At 62.1% G+C, this 14,833-nt stretch carries 18 protein-coding genes; all 18 read right to left on the bottom strand.

The features are described 5' to 3' along the window. Positions 1-12: 12 nt before the first annotated feature. Genes HU763_RS06900 through HU763_RS06815 form a run of 18 tightly spaced genes read right to left on the bottom strand, consistent with a single transcriptional unit; the run spans position 13 to position 14,831 of the window. Positions 13-597 (bottom strand): tail assembly protein, encoded by a 585-nt coding sequence (locus tag HU763_RS06900; RefSeq protein WP_186689471.1) that lies wholly within the window; start codon positions 595-597, stop codon positions 13-15. Further along, positions 594-1,376: a C40 family peptidase gene (locus tag HU763_RS06895; RefSeq protein ID WP_186689474.1), complete on the bottom strand. Its 783-nt coding sequence runs from the start codon at positions 1,374-1,376 to the stop codon at positions 594-596. Before HU763_RS06895 ends, HU763_RS06900 begins: the two co-directional genes overlap by 4 nt. A gap of 2 nt (positions 1,377-1,378) precedes the next feature. Further along, positions 1,379-2,080 carry a phage minor tail protein L gene (locus HU763_RS06890; RefSeq protein ID WP_186689476.1) on the bottom strand — a complete coding sequence of 234 codons (702 nt, stop codon included), beginning with the start codon at positions 2,078-2,080 and terminating at the stop codon, positions 1,379-1,381. Positions 2,081-2,117: 37 nt separating this feature from the next. Beyond that, complete coding sequence (locus HU763_RS06885) at positions 2,118-2,465, bottom strand: phage tail protein (protein WP_186689478.1); 348 nt, start codon at positions 2,463-2,465, stop codon at positions 2,118-2,120. Beyond that, positions 2,465-5,866, bottom strand: a complete 3,402-nt coding sequence (locus tag HU763_RS06880; RefSeq protein ID WP_186689480.1) for a phage tail tape measure protein — start codon at positions 5,864-5,866, stop codon at positions 2,465-2,467. The genes HU763_RS06885 and HU763_RS06880 overlap by 1 nt, the downstream gene beginning before the upstream one ends. A gap of 55 nt (positions 5,867-5,921) precedes the next feature. Further along, entirely contained in the window at positions 5,922-6,302 is a 381-nt protein-coding gene (locus HU763_RS06875; RefSeq protein WP_186689482.1) for a hypothetical protein, read from the bottom strand. Positions 6,303-6,337: 35 nt separating this feature from the next. Continuing rightward, positions 6,338-6,592: a phage tail assembly protein T gene (locus tag HU763_RS06870; protein WP_186689484.1), complete on the bottom strand. Its 255-nt coding sequence runs from the start codon at positions 6,590-6,592 to the stop codon at positions 6,338-6,340. A 29-nt stretch (positions 6,593-6,621) separates the two neighbouring features. Beyond that, positions 6,622-6,960 carry a phage tail assembly chaperone family protein, TAC gene (locus HU763_RS06865; protein WP_054886651.1) on the bottom strand — a complete coding sequence of 113 codons (339 nt, stop codon included), beginning with the start codon at positions 6,958-6,960 and terminating at the stop codon, positions 6,622-6,624. 9 nt (positions 6,961-6,969) lie between these two features. Then, positions 6,970-7,485: a phage tail tube protein gene (locus tag HU763_RS06860; RefSeq protein WP_186689486.1), complete on the bottom strand. Its 516-nt coding sequence runs from the start codon at positions 7,483-7,485 to the stop codon at positions 6,970-6,972. Positions 7,486-7,537: 52 nt separating this feature from the next. Continuing rightward, positions 7,538-7,906, bottom strand: coding sequence for a DUF3168 domain-containing protein (locus HU763_RS06855; protein ID WP_186689488.1), 369 nt, complete (start codon positions 7,904-7,906; stop codon positions 7,538-7,540). A 7-nt stretch (positions 7,907-7,913) separates the two neighbouring features. Beyond that, positions 7,914-8,378 (bottom strand): HK97-gp10 family putative phage morphogenesis protein, encoded by a 465-nt coding sequence (locus HU763_RS06850; protein WP_186689490.1) that lies wholly within the window; start codon positions 8,376-8,378, stop codon positions 7,914-7,916. Beyond that, a complete protein-coding gene (locus HU763_RS06845) occupies positions 8,368-8,712 on the bottom strand; it encodes a phage head closure protein (RefSeq protein ID WP_186689492.1) in 345 nt (114 codons plus the stop codon). The genes HU763_RS06850 and HU763_RS06845 overlap by 11 nt, the downstream gene beginning before the upstream one ends. Continuing rightward, a complete protein-coding gene (locus tag HU763_RS06840; protein WP_186689494.1) occupies positions 8,712-9,188 on the bottom strand; it encodes a head-tail connector protein in 477 nt (158 codons plus the stop codon). The genes HU763_RS06845 and HU763_RS06840 overlap by 1 nt, the downstream gene beginning before the upstream one ends. A 3-nt stretch (positions 9,189-9,191) precedes the next feature. Further along, positions 9,192-9,581 (bottom strand): hypothetical protein, encoded by a 390-nt coding sequence (locus tag HU763_RS06835; protein WP_186689496.1) that lies wholly within the window; start codon positions 9,579-9,581, stop codon positions 9,192-9,194. 43 nt (positions 9,582-9,624) lie between these two features. Next, on the bottom strand, positions 9,625-10,839 hold the full coding sequence (locus HU763_RS06830) for a phage major capsid protein (RefSeq protein WP_186689498.1): 1,215 nt from the start codon (positions 10,837-10,839) through the stop codon (positions 9,625-9,627). 14 nt (positions 10,840-10,853) lie between these two features. Further along, positions 10,854-11,729 carry a head maturation protease, ClpP-related gene (locus HU763_RS06825; RefSeq protein WP_186689500.1) on the bottom strand — a complete coding sequence of 292 codons (876 nt, stop codon included), beginning with the start codon at positions 11,727-11,729 and terminating at the stop codon, positions 10,854-10,856. A 13-nt stretch (positions 11,730-11,742) separates the two neighbouring features. Then, complete coding sequence (locus tag HU763_RS06820) at positions 11,743-13,140, bottom strand: phage portal protein (protein WP_264081903.1); 1,398 nt, start codon at positions 13,138-13,140, stop codon at positions 11,743-11,745. After that, positions 13,140-14,831: a terminase large subunit gene (locus HU763_RS06815; RefSeq protein ID WP_186689502.1), complete on the bottom strand. Its 1,692-nt coding sequence runs from the start codon at positions 14,829-14,831 to the stop codon at positions 13,140-13,142. Before HU763_RS06815 ends, HU763_RS06820 begins: the two co-directional genes overlap by 1 nt. Positions 14,832-14,833: the final 2 nt, after the last annotated feature.

Here is a 14,833-nt window from a genome sequence, read left to right as displayed (position 1 = left end):
ATCGAGCCGTGGCTACAGCTTGTCTTGTGGGTACACCCCGCCGGACTCGATAGCCCCGCCGATCTCCCGTTCGCCGTAGAGCACCGGATAGGGGTTGCCCTGGGCGATGGTTGTCACCGCCGAGCCGAAGCCGTAACTGGGGTTGTTGCCGTCCTCGTTGCGATCAAGGCTGCCGGTCTTGGCCGTTGGCGAGAGCATCTGCACCACCCCGCCCAGGGCAAGGGCAGCACCACCGGCCATCATCGCGATGCCCACACCTGACGACAGGCCGCCGGTGAACACCCCGGCGACCACCAGCACAGCGCCAAGCACCACCTGGAACAGGCCGCCCTGCTTGCTGCCCTGGATGATCGGCGCAATGCGGATTTCCTCTGCATCGCTTCCCTGCAGGTCCAACTCCTCAACTCCCAGGTTGCGCCGCCCCGAGAACACGGTGAACACCAGGCCACGCTCCTCGCCCGTGGCCAGGAACTTTTCAAAGCCTGGCACCAGGCTGCACAGCGCCTGCACGGCGTCGCGCGGGCTCTGGACATCCAGCAGATACTCCCGCCCGAAGTGTTTGCGGAGCACGCCGTAGAGTTTTACCGTTCGCTTCATGGCTGGTAGTCCTTGTGCCGGAGTATCAGCCGGCAACGGTTGGCCATCGACCAGCCGTAGATATCGCGAGTAGAGGCCCGGCCGGCCATGTGGTGGTAGATGAACGGGCCAGATCCGCCCAGCGCCGGAGCGTCCTCGCTGGCCAGGGCGGGCTCATTGCCGAGGTAGATTGCCGCGTGGTTCGGGTGGTAGCACGGTCGCCCCGGTGACGGCACCATGAAGACGAGCATGTCGCCTCGGCGGGGCTCGTTGACCTGGTAGAAGCCGGCACCCTTGAAGTTGTCCTCGTACAGGCTCGGGCCGTCGGCCTGCTCCCACCACAGATCCTTGCGCTCGAAGTTCGGCAGCTGCAGCCCGGCCTCCCGGGCATACCAATCGCGGCAGGCGCTCCAGCAATCAAGCAGCCCATGCGAGAACTCTCGGCCCAGTAGTGGCGCGGTGTAGCCGGAAGGTTTAAACCATTCCATGTCGCCCCCGGGCCAGGCCACGATGCCCCACGGCAGTTCATGCAACTCGCAGCTGACGCGATCAGCCATGCTCGGGCGTGGGCTGGCATCCGGGTGGCTGTGGATGATCGCCAGCAACTCGCCGCGGTCTTCGGCTGCCGCCAGGTCTTCATGGTGCAGGGTGAACTGGTCGCGCGGCGTCCTGGCCAGGTTGCGACACGGCACGTACTCACGGCCGGCTTCGGTCTTGATCAGTACGCCACACGCCTCGGCCGGGTGTTCGCGTTCCGCATGCTCGCGAATCGCGGCCTGCAGCTGTTGGTTGATGCGCATGGTTACCTCGAACTGGCGATCAGGCTTGCGCCCATTGAGCCGCCGAAACGACGGGTGTTGCCGCGCAGCTTGCAGCTGTTCCAGCGGCCGGCGCAGCGGTCTAGCGCGGGGTTATCGGTGGGTTCGTTCTGCTTGGTGAACATCGCCGCGCCAGCATAGGCGCAGGCCTCACCCCGGTACCCGCCGCGCGTGGCCCAGCGGCAAAGCTTGGTGATTTGCTGGCTGGGCAGCTGCACGCCGCCCAGGTCAAGTGGACTCGACAGCTGGAACGTCACTTGCTCGCGGTCTTCCTCGGTCTTCTGCTCAATGAACCAGAGGTTTTCCCGGGACTGGTTAGCGGCGTTGGGGTTGCCATCCTGGAAATTGGCCGCGTCCAGAAAGTGCCGAAAGGTCTCGATGACTTTCACTCGGGCGCCGGCCAGATCCTTGAGGGCCAGGCACAGCGCCGATACCGCACCGCGCACACCGCCGATCTCGTTCACCAGCTGCAGGGTTGGTGTGGCCGGCCTGCCGTCGCCACGGATGTCGAAGCCCTTGGCCTCGATCTGGATCGGCTCGTACAACTGACCTTGCCAGATGATGTCGCCCTCTTGGGCGTGGCCATGGAAGCGCATGATGTTGCCGCCAAGGCGGGTGGCGTCCACCTCGTACAGCCGAATCTGGTTGCCAGGCTCGAGCTTCTGGATATCGGTCTCAAAAGTCATGGAGGCCTCAGAAAAAAGAAACCCCGCGCGGGCGGGGTCAGTAAGGGGTGAAGACCTGCTTCATCGTGAAGCTGATCCTGAACAGGCCGGCGCCTTGAGGGTCGAGTTTGTAGTCCTTGACCTTGTACCGGCCCTGGGTACCGCCAGGCGGCGTCCAAAGGAACGACTTGTAGCCTTCGTGGCGGTCGAGGAAATCGCGCATCTGCCGCAGCTCCTGGCCATCCTCCAAGCCTCCAGTGGCCTGGTGCGACCATTCCTGCGATTTTCCGTTGATGCCGGTACCGCCTGACTGGACGTAGCCGTCCCCAAACTCGTTCTCCCAGACCCGGTGCTTGATCTCGCCAGAGGCGCCGACTCTGGTACAGAAGCTGAATGTATCGGGCATTACCGCCTCCACATCGAGCCGCCCTGGGCGAACTCTTCGTTAACGACCTCACGGATGGTTTGCCTGAACGCCTGCCCCATCATCTCTCCTTGTCGCCGCGCCGCTTCATCGCTCATGCCCGGCTGGGCCTGGACGGTAACCGGTGCGTTGATGGTGATGCCGCCGCCAAGCCCAGCGCCCGCGCCAGCATCGTTCGCGTTGCGCAAGTACTGGGTCAGGTCGCGGTTCTGGTTCGGGTTCAGCACCCGCTCGCCGCCATCGAGCAACCAGGTACCCTCACGGGGGATGCTGTCGATACCGTCGTGGGCCATCCCTGTCAGTGCGGCGGAAGCCACGCCGGCCACCATAGGCGCTGTCGCTGCGGCCGCCGCTGCAGCTGCTGCAGGCGCTGCTGCCGGGCCGACTATCGGGATGGCTGCAGTCGACGCGAAGGCGGCAAGGCTGGCCTGGAACGCCGTTGCCTGCGCATTGGCCACCATGGCAATGCCCGCGCTCGATTGCGTTGTCTTGCCCACCAGCAGCTGCACGGCCTGGTACACCAGCCATTGAGCAGCCATGTCTGCAAGCGCGCCGACGAAGGCCTTGCCGAAGCCGGTGATCATGTCCATCAGCGCATCACCGGCATCTGCGGAGCCGGTGGCCACATCGGAGAGGAACGTGCTTAGCTCACTCTTCGCACTGCCCAGCACCGACGTGGAGGCGTCGGCGGCCATGGCTGAGTAGTTGGTTGCGGCGTCGGCGAAGTTCTCCCAGGCGCTGGTGACGCCGTCCATCCAGTTGGCTTGCGCCTCATCGAGCCGGCTGTAGTAGTCGTTCTGCAGCTCCAACCGCTGGGCCAGGGCGTCACTCAGGACTTGCGTTTCCTGGTCGTACAGCTCCTGGCTGATATCGCCGCTATTGCGCTGCAGCACCAATTCACGCTGCTGGCGGTTGAAGTCTTCCTCGATCGCCAGGCGCTCTTTCAGCCGCTCCTTGTACTTGTCGCCGCGCCCGGCGCCAGCAAGCTCCTGATCGAAACCATTCTTGGCTGTCAGGTAATCCTCGTTCACGCTGGACCGGAAGGAGGCCAACTTCCTAGCATCCTCCTCGGCCTGCTTCAGCTTCTTCAGTGCGTCGAGTTCAGCCGCAAGGCCTTCCAGGCGCTTACGCTGCTGAGCATTGACGCCCTCCAGCTTGCCGGTGGAGACCTCGAAGGCCAACTTCTCGGCCTCGGTCGCATTCTTGCGCTTGTCGGTCGATGTGTTGATCAGCTCGATCTGCCGCTGATAACCCTCCTCCATTTCCTCAAAACGCCGACCGAGCGCTTTGCTGTCCTTGTCACCAGCCTTCGACTCCTTCAGAGCCTTGTTCGCCTTGTCGATTGCCTCTGCGGCGGCCAGGGCCTTCTTCTCGTCAACTGGCGAGAACTTGACTGCGCCAGCGGCGATCTGGGCTCGCAACTTCTCCACTTCGGTGAGCTTGCCCGCAACCACGGCCTGCTTTTCGAGGTTCTTGAGGTAGGTGCTGCCCTCCTTATCCGACGCCAAGCGGGAGCTATTCAGTTCCTTCTGCACCGACTGGATGGCCAGCCTGAGCGCGTCTGCCTTCTCTTTCGAGGCGTCGAGCGATGTTTCAAAAGGCACGTCGCTCTTGTCGTCGACCCCCTTCTGGAACCGCTCCTGCAGCTTCTCGGCTTCCTTGAGCTCGGCCTGCAGCCCCTTCAATCGATCCTGCAACTGATCGTAGGACTGGGTGCTCAGATTCTCCGGGAGCATGGACCGGGAAGCCTGGCGGATGCGTGTCGAGGCGTCTTCGAAGGCGTTCGCTGCTTTGCCGGCACCCTCCTCAGCCTTGTCGCCGAAGTCGATGAAGGACAGCGCCAGCGCGCCGACGGTCAGGATCAAGCCTGGCCACCCAGCCGCCATTCGCAGAACACCGCTTGCCGCATTGCGCAGCGCGAGCATTGAGGCCCCCATGGCGGTGCTCGCGGAGAACCATGCTCCCATGGATACCGTGGCTGCAATCTGTGTGGCGTTTACTTGAGTGTTGGCGACGGCCAACGCTTCTTTTGCGACAGTCTGCTGGTTGATGGCCGCGGTCACTTGGGCAGACGTCGCCAGCGTGGTTGTCGCCAGCTTTGCTTCGGCAGCCGTCAACTGGTTGGTGATCGCCACCTCAGCAAGGCGCAACTCTGCCATGCGTGCAATGGATTGCTGCCGACCAACATCTGATATCTGTGCCTGCAGGCGCTGCGCTTCGAGCAGCTTCTCCGATGCCAGCGCTGCCTGCACAGATTCGAGCCGGGCAACCTCAGAGGTGATCACCTGCCGATCGGCGGTTACCTTGGCCTTGGCATTGGCCACCGCCCTGGCCGCAGACTCGACATCTGCTACTGCACCAGCTTTTACGGCTTCCGCCCTTCTGAGCTCGCCCGCTGCTGCAAGGGAATTGGCATACAACTGCTCCTGCGTAGCCTTGATGTCGAGATACTTGGCACCAGTAGCGCTAACGAATCCAGCTGCGACGCGCGCAAGAGCAACGTACAGACCGGTTTTCATCACCTGGGTGAACGTCTCGACCCCAGACGCATCCCATGCTGCAGAGACCGAGAGCGCGGTTTGGACGAAGCTCTTGGTGATCCCAAGCGTTTCGTCCAGCGTGCCAAAGAATTTGGCAGCGCTATTTTCCATCACCTGGAAGGCGCCGGACACCGTTGTCTGCGACCTTGCGAAAGCATCATCGATCGACCTAGTCTGGCTCAGGATGGCGGCGAAGACCTCTTTGGAGGTCAGCTTTCCTGCTTCGCCCATTGAGCGAAGTGACTCGCGGGCTACTCCCAATCCGTCAGCAATAGCTTGAGCCAGTCCAGGAGCTTGCTCGAGCACAGAGTTGAGCTCTTCCCCGCGAAGCACACCCGACGCAAAAGCCTGACCGAGCTGAACCAGAGCAGCCTGGGCTGACTCAGCGGACACCCCGCTGGCAGACATAGCCTTGCTGATGTTCTGCGTGACTTGGGCGACCTTCTCTTGGGTTGCGCCAAGCTGTCCCGATGAAGCTGCGATCCGCTGGTAGAGCTCGGCCGTTGCCTCCAGGGAGGACTGCGAATTCTGCGCAATCGAGAACACCGAAGACGACTGCTTGGAGAACTCGTCAAACGTCTCGGATACCTGCTTGATGCGGTTCTGTACACCAACCCACGTCTGCGAGTACTCAACGACCTGCTGAGCACTGAAAAACGCGGCTGCCGCACCGGCAATGGTCTTGAAAGACCCTGCAACACTCGCCGAGGCCGACTCGGCATGCCTGGCAACCTGACCCATGCTTCTCTGCGTGGAGCGAGCAGCCTGATCCATCCCTTGCTGAAACCCGCCAATCCTGGCTATCAGATCGAGGGTGAGAGTGCCAAGCGATCTGCTTGCCATAGATTTTCTCCGGGCATAAAAAAACCCGCTTTCGCGGGTTTCGTGTGTTGCTCGCCTATATGGGTTTTTTGCCGCAGGCTGGACAGAACATGCTGAACTTTTCGATGTTGGCCGAACAAGATCGACAGGCGATCAGCCTTTTCGGCTTTTCCTGAGCGGGCTCATCTAACACATCTTCAGCAGCCTGCTGGGCCTGCTTGCGCCTGAACTCCTCGTTCGCGCGCTGAATTGCCATCTCAGTTTTACTTGAGATTACGGGCCTGCGCGACTGAACACTGTGGTACCACGTCACGCCGACTAACAGCAGGAAGAACACCACTCCAGTGACCACTACCCACAAGCCGTAGGCAACCGCCGCGGCAGCAACGACAGCAAGGAGCCAGGGCGCCAGAACGATCAAGATAAGTGTAAGCACCACAAGGATGGCAATCTGCATGGGATCCCTCCCGTAAAAAGTGAAACTCTACCAGATCATGACCATTCCCTCATCGCCTGCTCAAGACCCGTCCCCGGCCGGACATGGTGTGGCATGAAGTCGTACAGATCCGCCTTGCCGCCTGAGCCGCGGTTGACCTGCAGCGCAATCAAGGCGCCGGTGAGCTCAATTCGGCGTCCGAGATTGAGTGATCCATGCTTGTCCCGGTAGGCGACCCAGGCCAGCACTTCCGCATAGGACAGCGCGGCCTTGGCCTCTGCGATCGTAGTCCCGCCTATCCCGTTCAGCACCAGCTCATGCCACAGCTCGTCAGCCGGGGTCAGCTCTTTGCTGGAGGGTTGTTCACCTCATTGACGGCATTGAGCAAGACGATGCCCAGGGCCGAGTCGAGGTTAACGGCATCGTCGAACGGCAGTTCTTCGGTGCCGTCCTTGCCCAGCATAATCGAAGCGGCCAGGTAGCGGGCGTTCTTAAAGCGCTCGGCCTCACCGCCGGCGAACATGGCCTCCATGACGCCGAAGGCGTGCCGGCGGACGTGCACGGTGAATTTGTCGGTGATGGGCTTGCCGTTCTTGTCGGCGTGCTTCCACTCGACTTCCTTCGGCACCAGGGCGTCAGCGATGACGCCCCCTTTCTTCTTCAGTTGCGCGAGATCCATGGTTACCCCTTAGGCGGTTTTTGGTACCCAGGCGGAACCGCCCGAGCGCTGAATGGAAACCGCGGTGCTGACCACGGCGTTGGCGGCGAAGTCGAACGGGAAGTCAGCGACATACCCCTGGAACAAGAACCAGGTTCGACTAGCTGGCAACTCGAAGTCATCACCGTCTGCGTTCACTGTCGGCAGCGCGGTCGGCTTACCTTCAGCATCCCGCGGGCCGTCGGACCAACCCACTGCCCATTTCATAGTGGTGTCACCATTTGCCTCGGAGAGCTGATGCAGCCGGACGTGGCTCGGGCTTTTCGGGTCGGCGTTGATGGTCAGCGAAGCCTGGCCCGGAGTACGAAGGCCAGGCTTGTAGGTACGCTCGTCGGAGCTGAGGCAGGTATCCTCAATCTGCTCCTTGGGGGAGCCGCCAGGGTTGAAGGCGGTGGCGCACTCCACCTCCATCACGGTCATCGGGCCGGTGCCAGTGGCAGGCGGCACCAGGGCAAAGACCTGGGTGCCTTGGGTCAAAATCGACATGGTGGTCTCCTGTCGGGCAAAAGAAAACCCGCACTGGGCGGGCTCGGTAGGTTCAGCGGGGGACTATCCAGTCCACGTCGAAACTGCGGTGGTAGTCCTTGGTATCCGGGTCGCGGTCCGTAGCTCCCCAGCGGACGACGTAGGCGCGCGGCTCGATCGCTGCACACAGCGCCTTGGTGACGGCTAGCACCGGCGCGCCAGTTGCGGCATACACGTCCAGTTGCAGGGTGAAGCCGTCGGCGTCAGGACGACTGGCCAAGTAGTTCTCTGGATTGCCGGAAATAACGCTCCAGACAACATACGGCTTGACCGGGTTCTCCGGGGCTTCCCCAAAGGAAAAAAGCCGGCAATCAATGCCGGCGCCCAGCAGCGCAGCCACCCCCGGGTTTGCCGAACAAACGGCGAAAATTGGCGCCTCCATGGGTTCCTCACAGTGCTGCGTCGATTTCTTGATTGAACACCTGCACGAAGCGCTCAGTCACGGCGTTGACGTTTGTCGAGAACGCCGGTCGCATGAATGGTGCCGGCGGGTTGTGCTTGGTGCCGAACTCCAGGTATCGCCAGTGCCGGGTGTCGCCGCCGGGGTTGCCGCTGGCGTCCTGGCTGTACTGGTTCGAACTGGCACCACCGCGAATACCAACCTTCATCACTACGCCACCCTCGCGCCGGCCCTGTCGGGCTGAGTCCTGGGTGATGATGTTTTTCCAGATTTTCTCGGTGGTGTCGGGGTCATCCAGAGCCCTGGCCCTATCCCTGGCGTCGTCCCTGACGATGTTCATGGCTTGGCGGGCTGCCTTACGCAGGCCGCTTCGGCGCAGCTTGGGGGCCAGACCGACCATCTTATCGGTGGCGGCCTTCAGCCCTTGCAGACGCACAGAGATCTCATTGGCCATCCTTCATCCCCTTGGAAACCAAAAGCGTCAAGTACTCCAGGCCGGACTTGGGGTCCTCCAGTGGAGGGCCTTCAATGCTGTAGATCTCACCGCGGTAGATGATACGCATGGTTGAGTCGATGCCTGGACGGTATCGGATGACCATGCGCCCCGTGGCCTCTGACTGCTGGGCCTGGGCATCGACCCGGTCCCTGGCAGACATGGGCACCACCTGAGCCGGACATTTTGGCCAGCGCACTACCCACTGCGGTTCTCCATAGTCACCAGTCACCGGATCTCGGGGAGTGGTTTTCTCCTCGATATCGATCCTGTGCCGGAGCTTGCCGGCCTGCATCACACACCCATCCGGATGCGGTAAGGCATCAGCAGGTGCTGGGATGCCAGCGGCAGCTCGACAGCGGTCGACCCGGTGACTACCTCCTCGCGGTTGGCGAACAGATGGCCCAACTTGAGCAGGCAAGCAGCCTGGATCGCAGGGTTGAGCACCATGCCATACGCGATGGAGTCAGCCTGATCGTAGGCGTCGGCCAGAGCCTGGCGGGCGTGCTCGAGCAGGCGGCAACGCAGGGTGTGATCCTGCTCGGCTTCCGCAGCAGCAACCGCCGCCGCGTTCACCTCCCTGGCTTGCTGTATGGATGCCGACACGCCGGCGCGGGCCTGGTCGAGGGCCACCTGATCCAGGTAGAAGCGCCGGTTGAGGAAACTCATCGCCGCGTCTTCCGCTGCGCCAAGCTGCGCCTCGACCAGCACTTGGTCTTCTGCCTCGGCCAGCAGGTGATGCATGGCCAGATCGATGGCGATAACTGGCATGGGTTACTCCTCGGCCTGCGCCGGCTCGCCACCGGCGATCAGTCTCTCAGCTTCCGCATTGGCTTCTTCCTGGTTACCGGAGAACTCGCCAACCTGGTTGCCTTCAGCGTCCACCACGATGTACTTGCCAGCGCCTTTGTGCTTAGCCTTGAAGGCGGCGACTGGCGGAGCAATCGGCAAGGCTACCGCCCCCAGGCTGCTGGTGGTCAGCACGCCCGCGCCGGCTGCATCTTCCTGCGAAATGGTCACCACCACCTCGCCCTCCGAGTCGTCCAGGTCGGCATAGCCCTTCTGGATCAACTGGCGCCCGTGCTGTTCGATGGTCTCGAAAGGCGTACCCTCCACCAGCGTTTGGCCGCCCAGGTACAGAGGTTTCAGGGTTTTCAGTTTCATGAATGCCTCCAGGGGCCGCCGCCCGGGCGGCCCTCACTCAGGGTTACGGGGTGACCGGGGCGGCGAACTCGCCGAAGATGAACGCTTCCGGCCGCTTCACCGCCAAGGCCGCACGCTCTTCACAGCGGATCGAGATCAGGTTCTTCTCGAAGTCGTCGGCGTTCTCGGTCGAGATGACCACGTTGGCGTCTTCACGGTCGAACAACTGGGCGCCGGTCTGGAATGCGCCGGTCAGGAACTTGCCCAGGAAGGCAGCAACCTCGGTTGCCACGACAGGCAGCCCCCACAGCACCGGGCCAGCCAGGCCCAGCGGGTTGGCGAGGATGTAGCGGCCCAGCGTGTCTTTGGTCAGCTCGATCTTGGCCCAGTCCATGAAGTGCAGGACGTGACCGGAAGCCGGCAAGCGCGCCAGCTGGGCTTGCAACATCGCCAGGCGGAGATCATCGATGCCTGACCGATTCTCCACCTCGAAGGCCGGGACATACTTCGAGGCCTGAGGGACGATGCCGTGCAAGTGCACGCCAGTGCCGTCACCGAACAGGATCTCCTGCTCCTCGACGTACTTGAGGCCGTAGCGCATTTCGACGTCGATGGTCGAACCCAGCTGGGCGAAGTCGTCCAAGATCTGCTTGGAGGCCTTGAACATGTGGGCGATGGTCGACACTGCGGTGAGCTTCGACGCGAATTCGATGCTCGAGTACGGTTTGGCAGTGCCTTCGGCCACGACCTTGGCGGCGTTGGTAAAACCGGTCTGCTGCACCCAGAAGATGGCCGGCGCAGTGGTTCGGCCCGGGGCGATCAGGTCGCGGATGAACAGGCGCTGCTTCGGCGCGGTGTCAATGCCGGGCAGCCGCTGAGGCTCGACGATGCCAGCCGGAACGTCGGTGGACAGCAAGGCGGCGCTGACCGGAATGCTGACGCGCTTGCCGCCCTCGATGCTGGCCGCGAACTGCTTCAGGGCTTCGCTTTTGATCACGACGCCACCCAGGCTGTCCTGGGTCTGCGGGGTGCCAGCCGAAGGCAGGCGCGCGAACTCCTGTTCGAGTTCGCCCAGCTGGGCTTTCAGCTGCTTCTCAGCCTCGGTCAGGCTGTTGAACTTGGTGGCCATCTCATCGACGGCGGCCTTGGTTTCTTCGGACAGGCTGCCGGCCTTCTTGGCCTCGGCCAGGGCGTTTTCGGCCTGTTTGCTGAAATCGCTGGTCGCCTGCTTGAGCTCGGCGGAAACCTGCTTCAGCAGGTCAGCGGTGTTGTCTGCCATGGGATCTTCTCCGGTTATTTGAGGGCTGCTGCCGAAAACCGCGACATGGCGGCCTGTAGATCGGCAAAGTGGTTGGCCAGATCGGCCGGGGGTTCGGCAGCGCTTCGCGTACCGGAGGGGGCAGCGCCAGGCGTACCCCCCTTGAGTTCTTGAATCAGGGATCGGCGCTCGGAGCGAGGCATGCCCTGTTTGGCCAGGATCGTGTCCAGGCGTCGCGCCGCGACCTGCTGAGGCGCACTGGCTTTCGGGTCTTCCTGGGCCGCATCCGACGGAAGAAGCCCGTCAGCGAAGCCGGCCTCGACGGCCGCGCTGCCCCCCATCCAGGTCTCAACGTCCATCAGGGTGCGCATCGCTGCGGCGTCATCGCCCGTCCTGACCGAGTAGATGTCGGCAAGGGTTGCGTCGATCTGGTCGAGGAAATCGGCGACCTCGGTGAAGTCGTTTCGGTCGCCGGCGGCGATGGTCCAGGCGTTGTGGATCATCATGAAGCCGGCGCGGGCGATCTGGATCTCATCGCCGGCCATGGCGATGAACGATGCAGCCGAGGCAGCCAGGCCAAGCACCTGGACGGTTACCTTGCCCTTGTGCTCGCGCAGCAGGTTGTAGATCGCCAAGCCTTCGAAAACATCGCCGCCTGGGCTGTTGATCTTCACGGTGATGTCTTTGTCGCCGATGCTGCGAAGTGCGGCACTGACGCGCTTGGCGGTGACGCCTTCGCCCGTCCACCAGTCCATGCCGATCGGGTCGTACATGGTGATGGTGGTGGAGCCGTCACCGGCTGCCGCCTTGATCGCTGGATTCCAGCGCTCCATGGCCTTGGGCAGTAGGTCGGATTCGACGCGCGCGTGCGGCCGCACCGCCGGCGCTGCCGGTAGTGTCTTGAGAGTCATGGGTTACTCCAGGTCAGGCCGCTTTGAGCAGCGGCATCGATATCAGCGCGTGGGCCATCATTGGGCCGTCCGGGTTTCCGGCTTCCAGAGCCTGGGACGCCAGCTCGACCGCCTTGTTGATGGCCTCTCGGTCGTCGTTGTTGCGCGCCGAGACCAGCCGAAGCATGAATGCAGAAGCAGCCGGCGATACGCCTGCGCTCGGCTTCCCGAGTTGATCAAGAGGCACCAGCGCAGACTGGACCGTGTAGGTGTCACCGCCCGGGATAGGCGGCAGATTCTCCAGCCGGCGCACCTCGTTTCGAGACATCCAGCCATTTTGCAGAGCCGTGTTGTACCAGGCCCCGCGGCCGGCGCTGTCCGCACGCAGCAGGCCTTCCACCGCAAACTCAGCGAAGTAGTCTTCAGCATCGGCTTCACCGATCAGGCAGCGAGTGATCTCCTGCTCGATATTGACCAGCAACGGTCGTAGGCTGTTGGTGAGGAAGTGCAGGTTCTGCGCCTCAACCGAGGCAGCCCAGCTCGACTGCTTGTCCATGTGCCCAACCATGAACGGTGGCACGCGGAACCAGCGGCACATCTCCTCGATTCCGAAAGACCTGGACTCCAGCATCTGGGCCGCCTCAGGGTTCATCGTAATGCCCTGGTACTTGAAGCCGGCCTCCGCCACCATGATCTTGCCGGCGTTCTTCGATCCCATGAACGCCTGCATGCTGGCCCGAAGCTGCTCGCGCTGCTGCGGCGTGATCTTGGCGTCGCTGCTCAGGATGCCGGACGCCTGCATGCCCTGTGCGAACACTTTCGCCGCGGCCTCCTCTATCGCCATCGCCGAGCCGAAGATCTCCCGCCCGGTGGTTACCGGAAGCATCCCGCACACCCCGTCCAGGCCAAAGCCGCGGATGTGCATTAGGTTCTTCTCGGGAATGTCGCGATCCACGCCATTCTCGCTGTACGTGTACTTCAGGCGACCGTTGTCCTGACGCTTCACCCTCATGCACTGGGGAAGAAGCGGTATCAAGGCAATAATCCTGCTGCCGATCATCTTCTTCTCGACGAATGCATTGCCTCGCAGGCAAATGCTCGCCACCACCAGCAGCATGAATCGCTGCGGGGTCATCTCTGCGTTCGGGATGCGGCACAATACGCGGTACAGCGGATGGTCTTTGGCAACCTCGCGAGATCCGTCAGGGAGGCGCCGGTACAGCTTGAGCGGAAGCGTGGAAACGGACTCGGACAGCAGCCTCACACACGCCCACACAGTGGACAGCTGCATGGCTTTGTCGACCGATACGTGCTTTCCAGATGCAGAGCTGCCGAACCACTCTTGCCAAAATGCGCCGTCCTTCAGGCCGATCGGCACCCCAAGCCAGTTTTGCAGCGCAGCCTTCACCCGGCCCGGTTTCTTGTCGGCCATCAGATTCCTACCATGATCGGGTTATCAAAGAAGCCCTGGAGATCACCAGAGCCTTCCGGGTTCAGCGCCATCAGCGAAACAGCATCGAATGTCGACATGAGCGGGTCTATCTTCGCCGAGCCGCTGGCCTGCTTGGTAACCGTGATGGCATTGCCTTGCGGGACGATACGGGCATTACCGACACACCAGTTCATCAGCGCGCTGCCGCAGTGGAGCAGTTCGCCCCCGGCCACTTTGCGCTCGGTCGTCTTGATCGCGCCGTTGAGCTTCCAGCCCTGCGAGATGGCCACGATCTGCTCCATGGTGATCCCGCGCTCTTGGGTGGTCAGCTCGTCGACGATGTCGCCGATACCGGCCGAGTCCACACCGATTGCCAGCTTCTCCGGCAGCAGGCCGCGATCCCTGATGTCGCAGATGATGTCCGCGACATCAATCACGTCATCACCAGGACGATCAACCACCGAAAGGTCTCCATCCTTCTGGAAATCCAGCAGTGCGGGGGCTATGTCCTTCCGGCGCTCAAATACGATCTTGTGCGCCCAGCCGTGCGACCAATGCAGCCAGCGCCGAGAACCCATCTCGCGCCCAAGTACGGTGAGCCCAAGCAGGTCATCCAGACCACCACCGTCAATACCTACGGTGACCACCTCTGACCGCTCAAGCAGGCTTTCGAGAGTCATTCCAGTCTCGGCAGCCGACTCCCAATGATCGGCGCCCGCCCACCGGTCGGTGCGCAGGTTGAGTCCGATCTCAATATTGAGGTGCTTCGCCAGAAACTTCTGCAGCGAGCCGTCGCTGGTCGCCAGCCTTTTTTTGAGCTGATCTTCAAGCCACTCGGCACTGACGGAAAGCCCCAGGTTCGGGTTGGTGATGTAGAAGTTCTCGGGTTTCAGGTAAGCCTTGTCGCTGACCATGCAGGCCGGGAATTCGTACAAAATACCCAGCGTTTTGAGGTCTTCGACAATCCCGTCCCGAACATCACGCCAATATTTCAGCCGCTCTTTAAACACGCCGGCTGGCGGCTCGTCGCTCTGCGTGGTCAGGTAGATGACCCAACCCTCATCGCGCGACACTTGGCCGCCGAGGGCCTCCATGAACATGGCCTCGGCGCCGGCCTTCTTGCCGAAAACCCACAGCTCATCCACCAGAACCTTGCCGGCCTTCTTGCCGGATACCGTGTCGGTATCGGCTGCCACTACCTTAAGGCTATTTTTGGTGGTGCGGTCGGTGATCGTCCGAATGTGGTCCTGGACGTGGAACATCGCGGATAGCTCTTCATCCGCCCTAACCATCGCGGCGGCCGGCTTGAAGGCGTTGTCTGCAACCTCCCGCGTCGGCGCCAGGATCAGGTGTTCCTCTTCCTCACGCCAGCAGAGTATCAATGCTGTCAGCATGATGCCCGCGGCGATAGTGGACTTGGTGTTCTTCTTGCTGATCAGCAGGCCAAACTCACGGATCAGCTGCTTACCGGTTTCGCTGTCGTACCCACCAAAAATGGCTCTGACAAAATCGAAAACCCATTCGTCGCAGCAATCCGCCATGCGCGGCTTGCCAGGCAGATCGGGAACCTTGAGCTCCTTGAAAATCTGCAGGGCTCGTTCGGCTTCTTCAGGGAAAATCGGCGGCGGAATGATCGAACGCCTTGAAATCAAACGCTCTTCCCAATCGATGCAGGCGGTGGTCCATTCCATCG

The sequence above is a fragment of the Pseudomonas anuradhapurensis genome, from assembly GCF_014269225.2.
Lineage (GTDB): Bacteria > Pseudomonadota > Gammaproteobacteria > Pseudomonadales > Pseudomonadaceae > Aquipseudomonas > Aquipseudomonas anuradhapurensis.
The sequence above is the reverse complement of the archived record's forward strand: the minus strand, read 5'-3'. Positions and strand labels throughout refer to the sequence as shown.

Excerpts from the sequence above, each read along its gene's own strand:
- HU763_RS06900 (WP_186689471.1), bottom strand. The coding sequence starts at position 597 with ATGAAGCGAACGGTAAAACTCTACGGCGTGCTCCGCAAACACTTCGGG.
- HU763_RS06895 (WP_186689474.1), bottom strand. The coding sequence starts at position 1,376 with ATGCGCATCAACCAACAGCTGCAGGCCGCGATTCGCGAGCATGCGGAA.
- HU763_RS06890 (WP_186689476.1), bottom strand. The coding sequence starts at position 2,080 with ATGACTTTTGAGACCGATATCCAGAAGCTCGAGCCTGGCAACCAGATT.
- HU763_RS06885 (WP_186689478.1), bottom strand. The coding sequence starts at position 2,465 with ATGCCCGATACATTCAGCTTCTGTACCAGAGTCGGCGCCTCTGGCGAG.
- HU763_RS06880 (WP_186689480.1), bottom strand. The coding sequence starts at position 5,866 with ATGGCAAGCAGATCGCTTGGCACTCTCACCCTCGATCTGATAGCCAGG.
- HU763_RS06875 (WP_186689482.1), bottom strand. The coding sequence starts at position 6,302 with ATGCAGATTGCCATCCTTGTGGTGCTTACACTTATCTTGATCGTTCTG.
- HU763_RS06865 (WP_054886651.1), bottom strand. The coding sequence starts at position 6,960 with ATGGATCTCGCGCAACTGAAGAAGAAAGGGGGCGTCATCGCTGACGCC.
- HU763_RS06860 (WP_186689486.1), bottom strand. The coding sequence starts at position 7,485 with ATGTCGATTTTGACCCAAGGCACCCAGGTCTTTGCCCTGGTGCCGCCT.
- HU763_RS06855 (WP_186689488.1), bottom strand. The coding sequence starts at position 7,906 with ATGGAGGCGCCAATTTTCGCCGTTTGTTCGGCAAACCCGGGGGTGGCT.
- HU763_RS06850 (WP_186689490.1), bottom strand. The coding sequence starts at position 8,378 with ATGGCCAATGAGATCTCTGTGCGTCTGCAAGGGCTGAAGGCCGCCACC.
- HU763_RS06845 (WP_186689492.1), bottom strand. The coding sequence starts at position 8,712 with ATGCAGGCCGGCAAGCTCCGGCACAGGATCGATATCGAGGAGAAAACC.
- HU763_RS06840 (WP_186689494.1), bottom strand. The coding sequence starts at position 9,188 with ATGCCAGTTATCGCCATCGATCTGGCCATGCATCACCTGCTGGCCGAG.
- HU763_RS06835 (WP_186689496.1), bottom strand. The coding sequence starts at position 9,581 with ATGAAACTGAAAACCCTGAAACCTCTGTACCTGGGCGGCCAAACGCTG.
- HU763_RS06830 (WP_186689498.1), bottom strand. The coding sequence starts at position 10,839 with ATGGCAGACAACACCGCTGACCTGCTGAAGCAGGTTTCCGCCGAGCTC.
- HU763_RS06825 (WP_186689500.1), bottom strand. The coding sequence starts at position 11,729 with ATGACTCTCAAGACACTACCGGCAGCGCCGGCGGTGCGGCCGCACGCG.
- HU763_RS06820 (WP_264081903.1), bottom strand. The coding sequence starts at position 13,140 with ATGGCCGACAAGAAACCGGGCCGGGTGAAGGCTGCGCTGCAAAACTGG.
- HU763_RS06815 (WP_186689502.1), bottom strand. The coding sequence starts at position 14,831 with ATGGAATGGACCACCGCCTGCATCGATTGGGAAGAGCGTTTGATTTCA.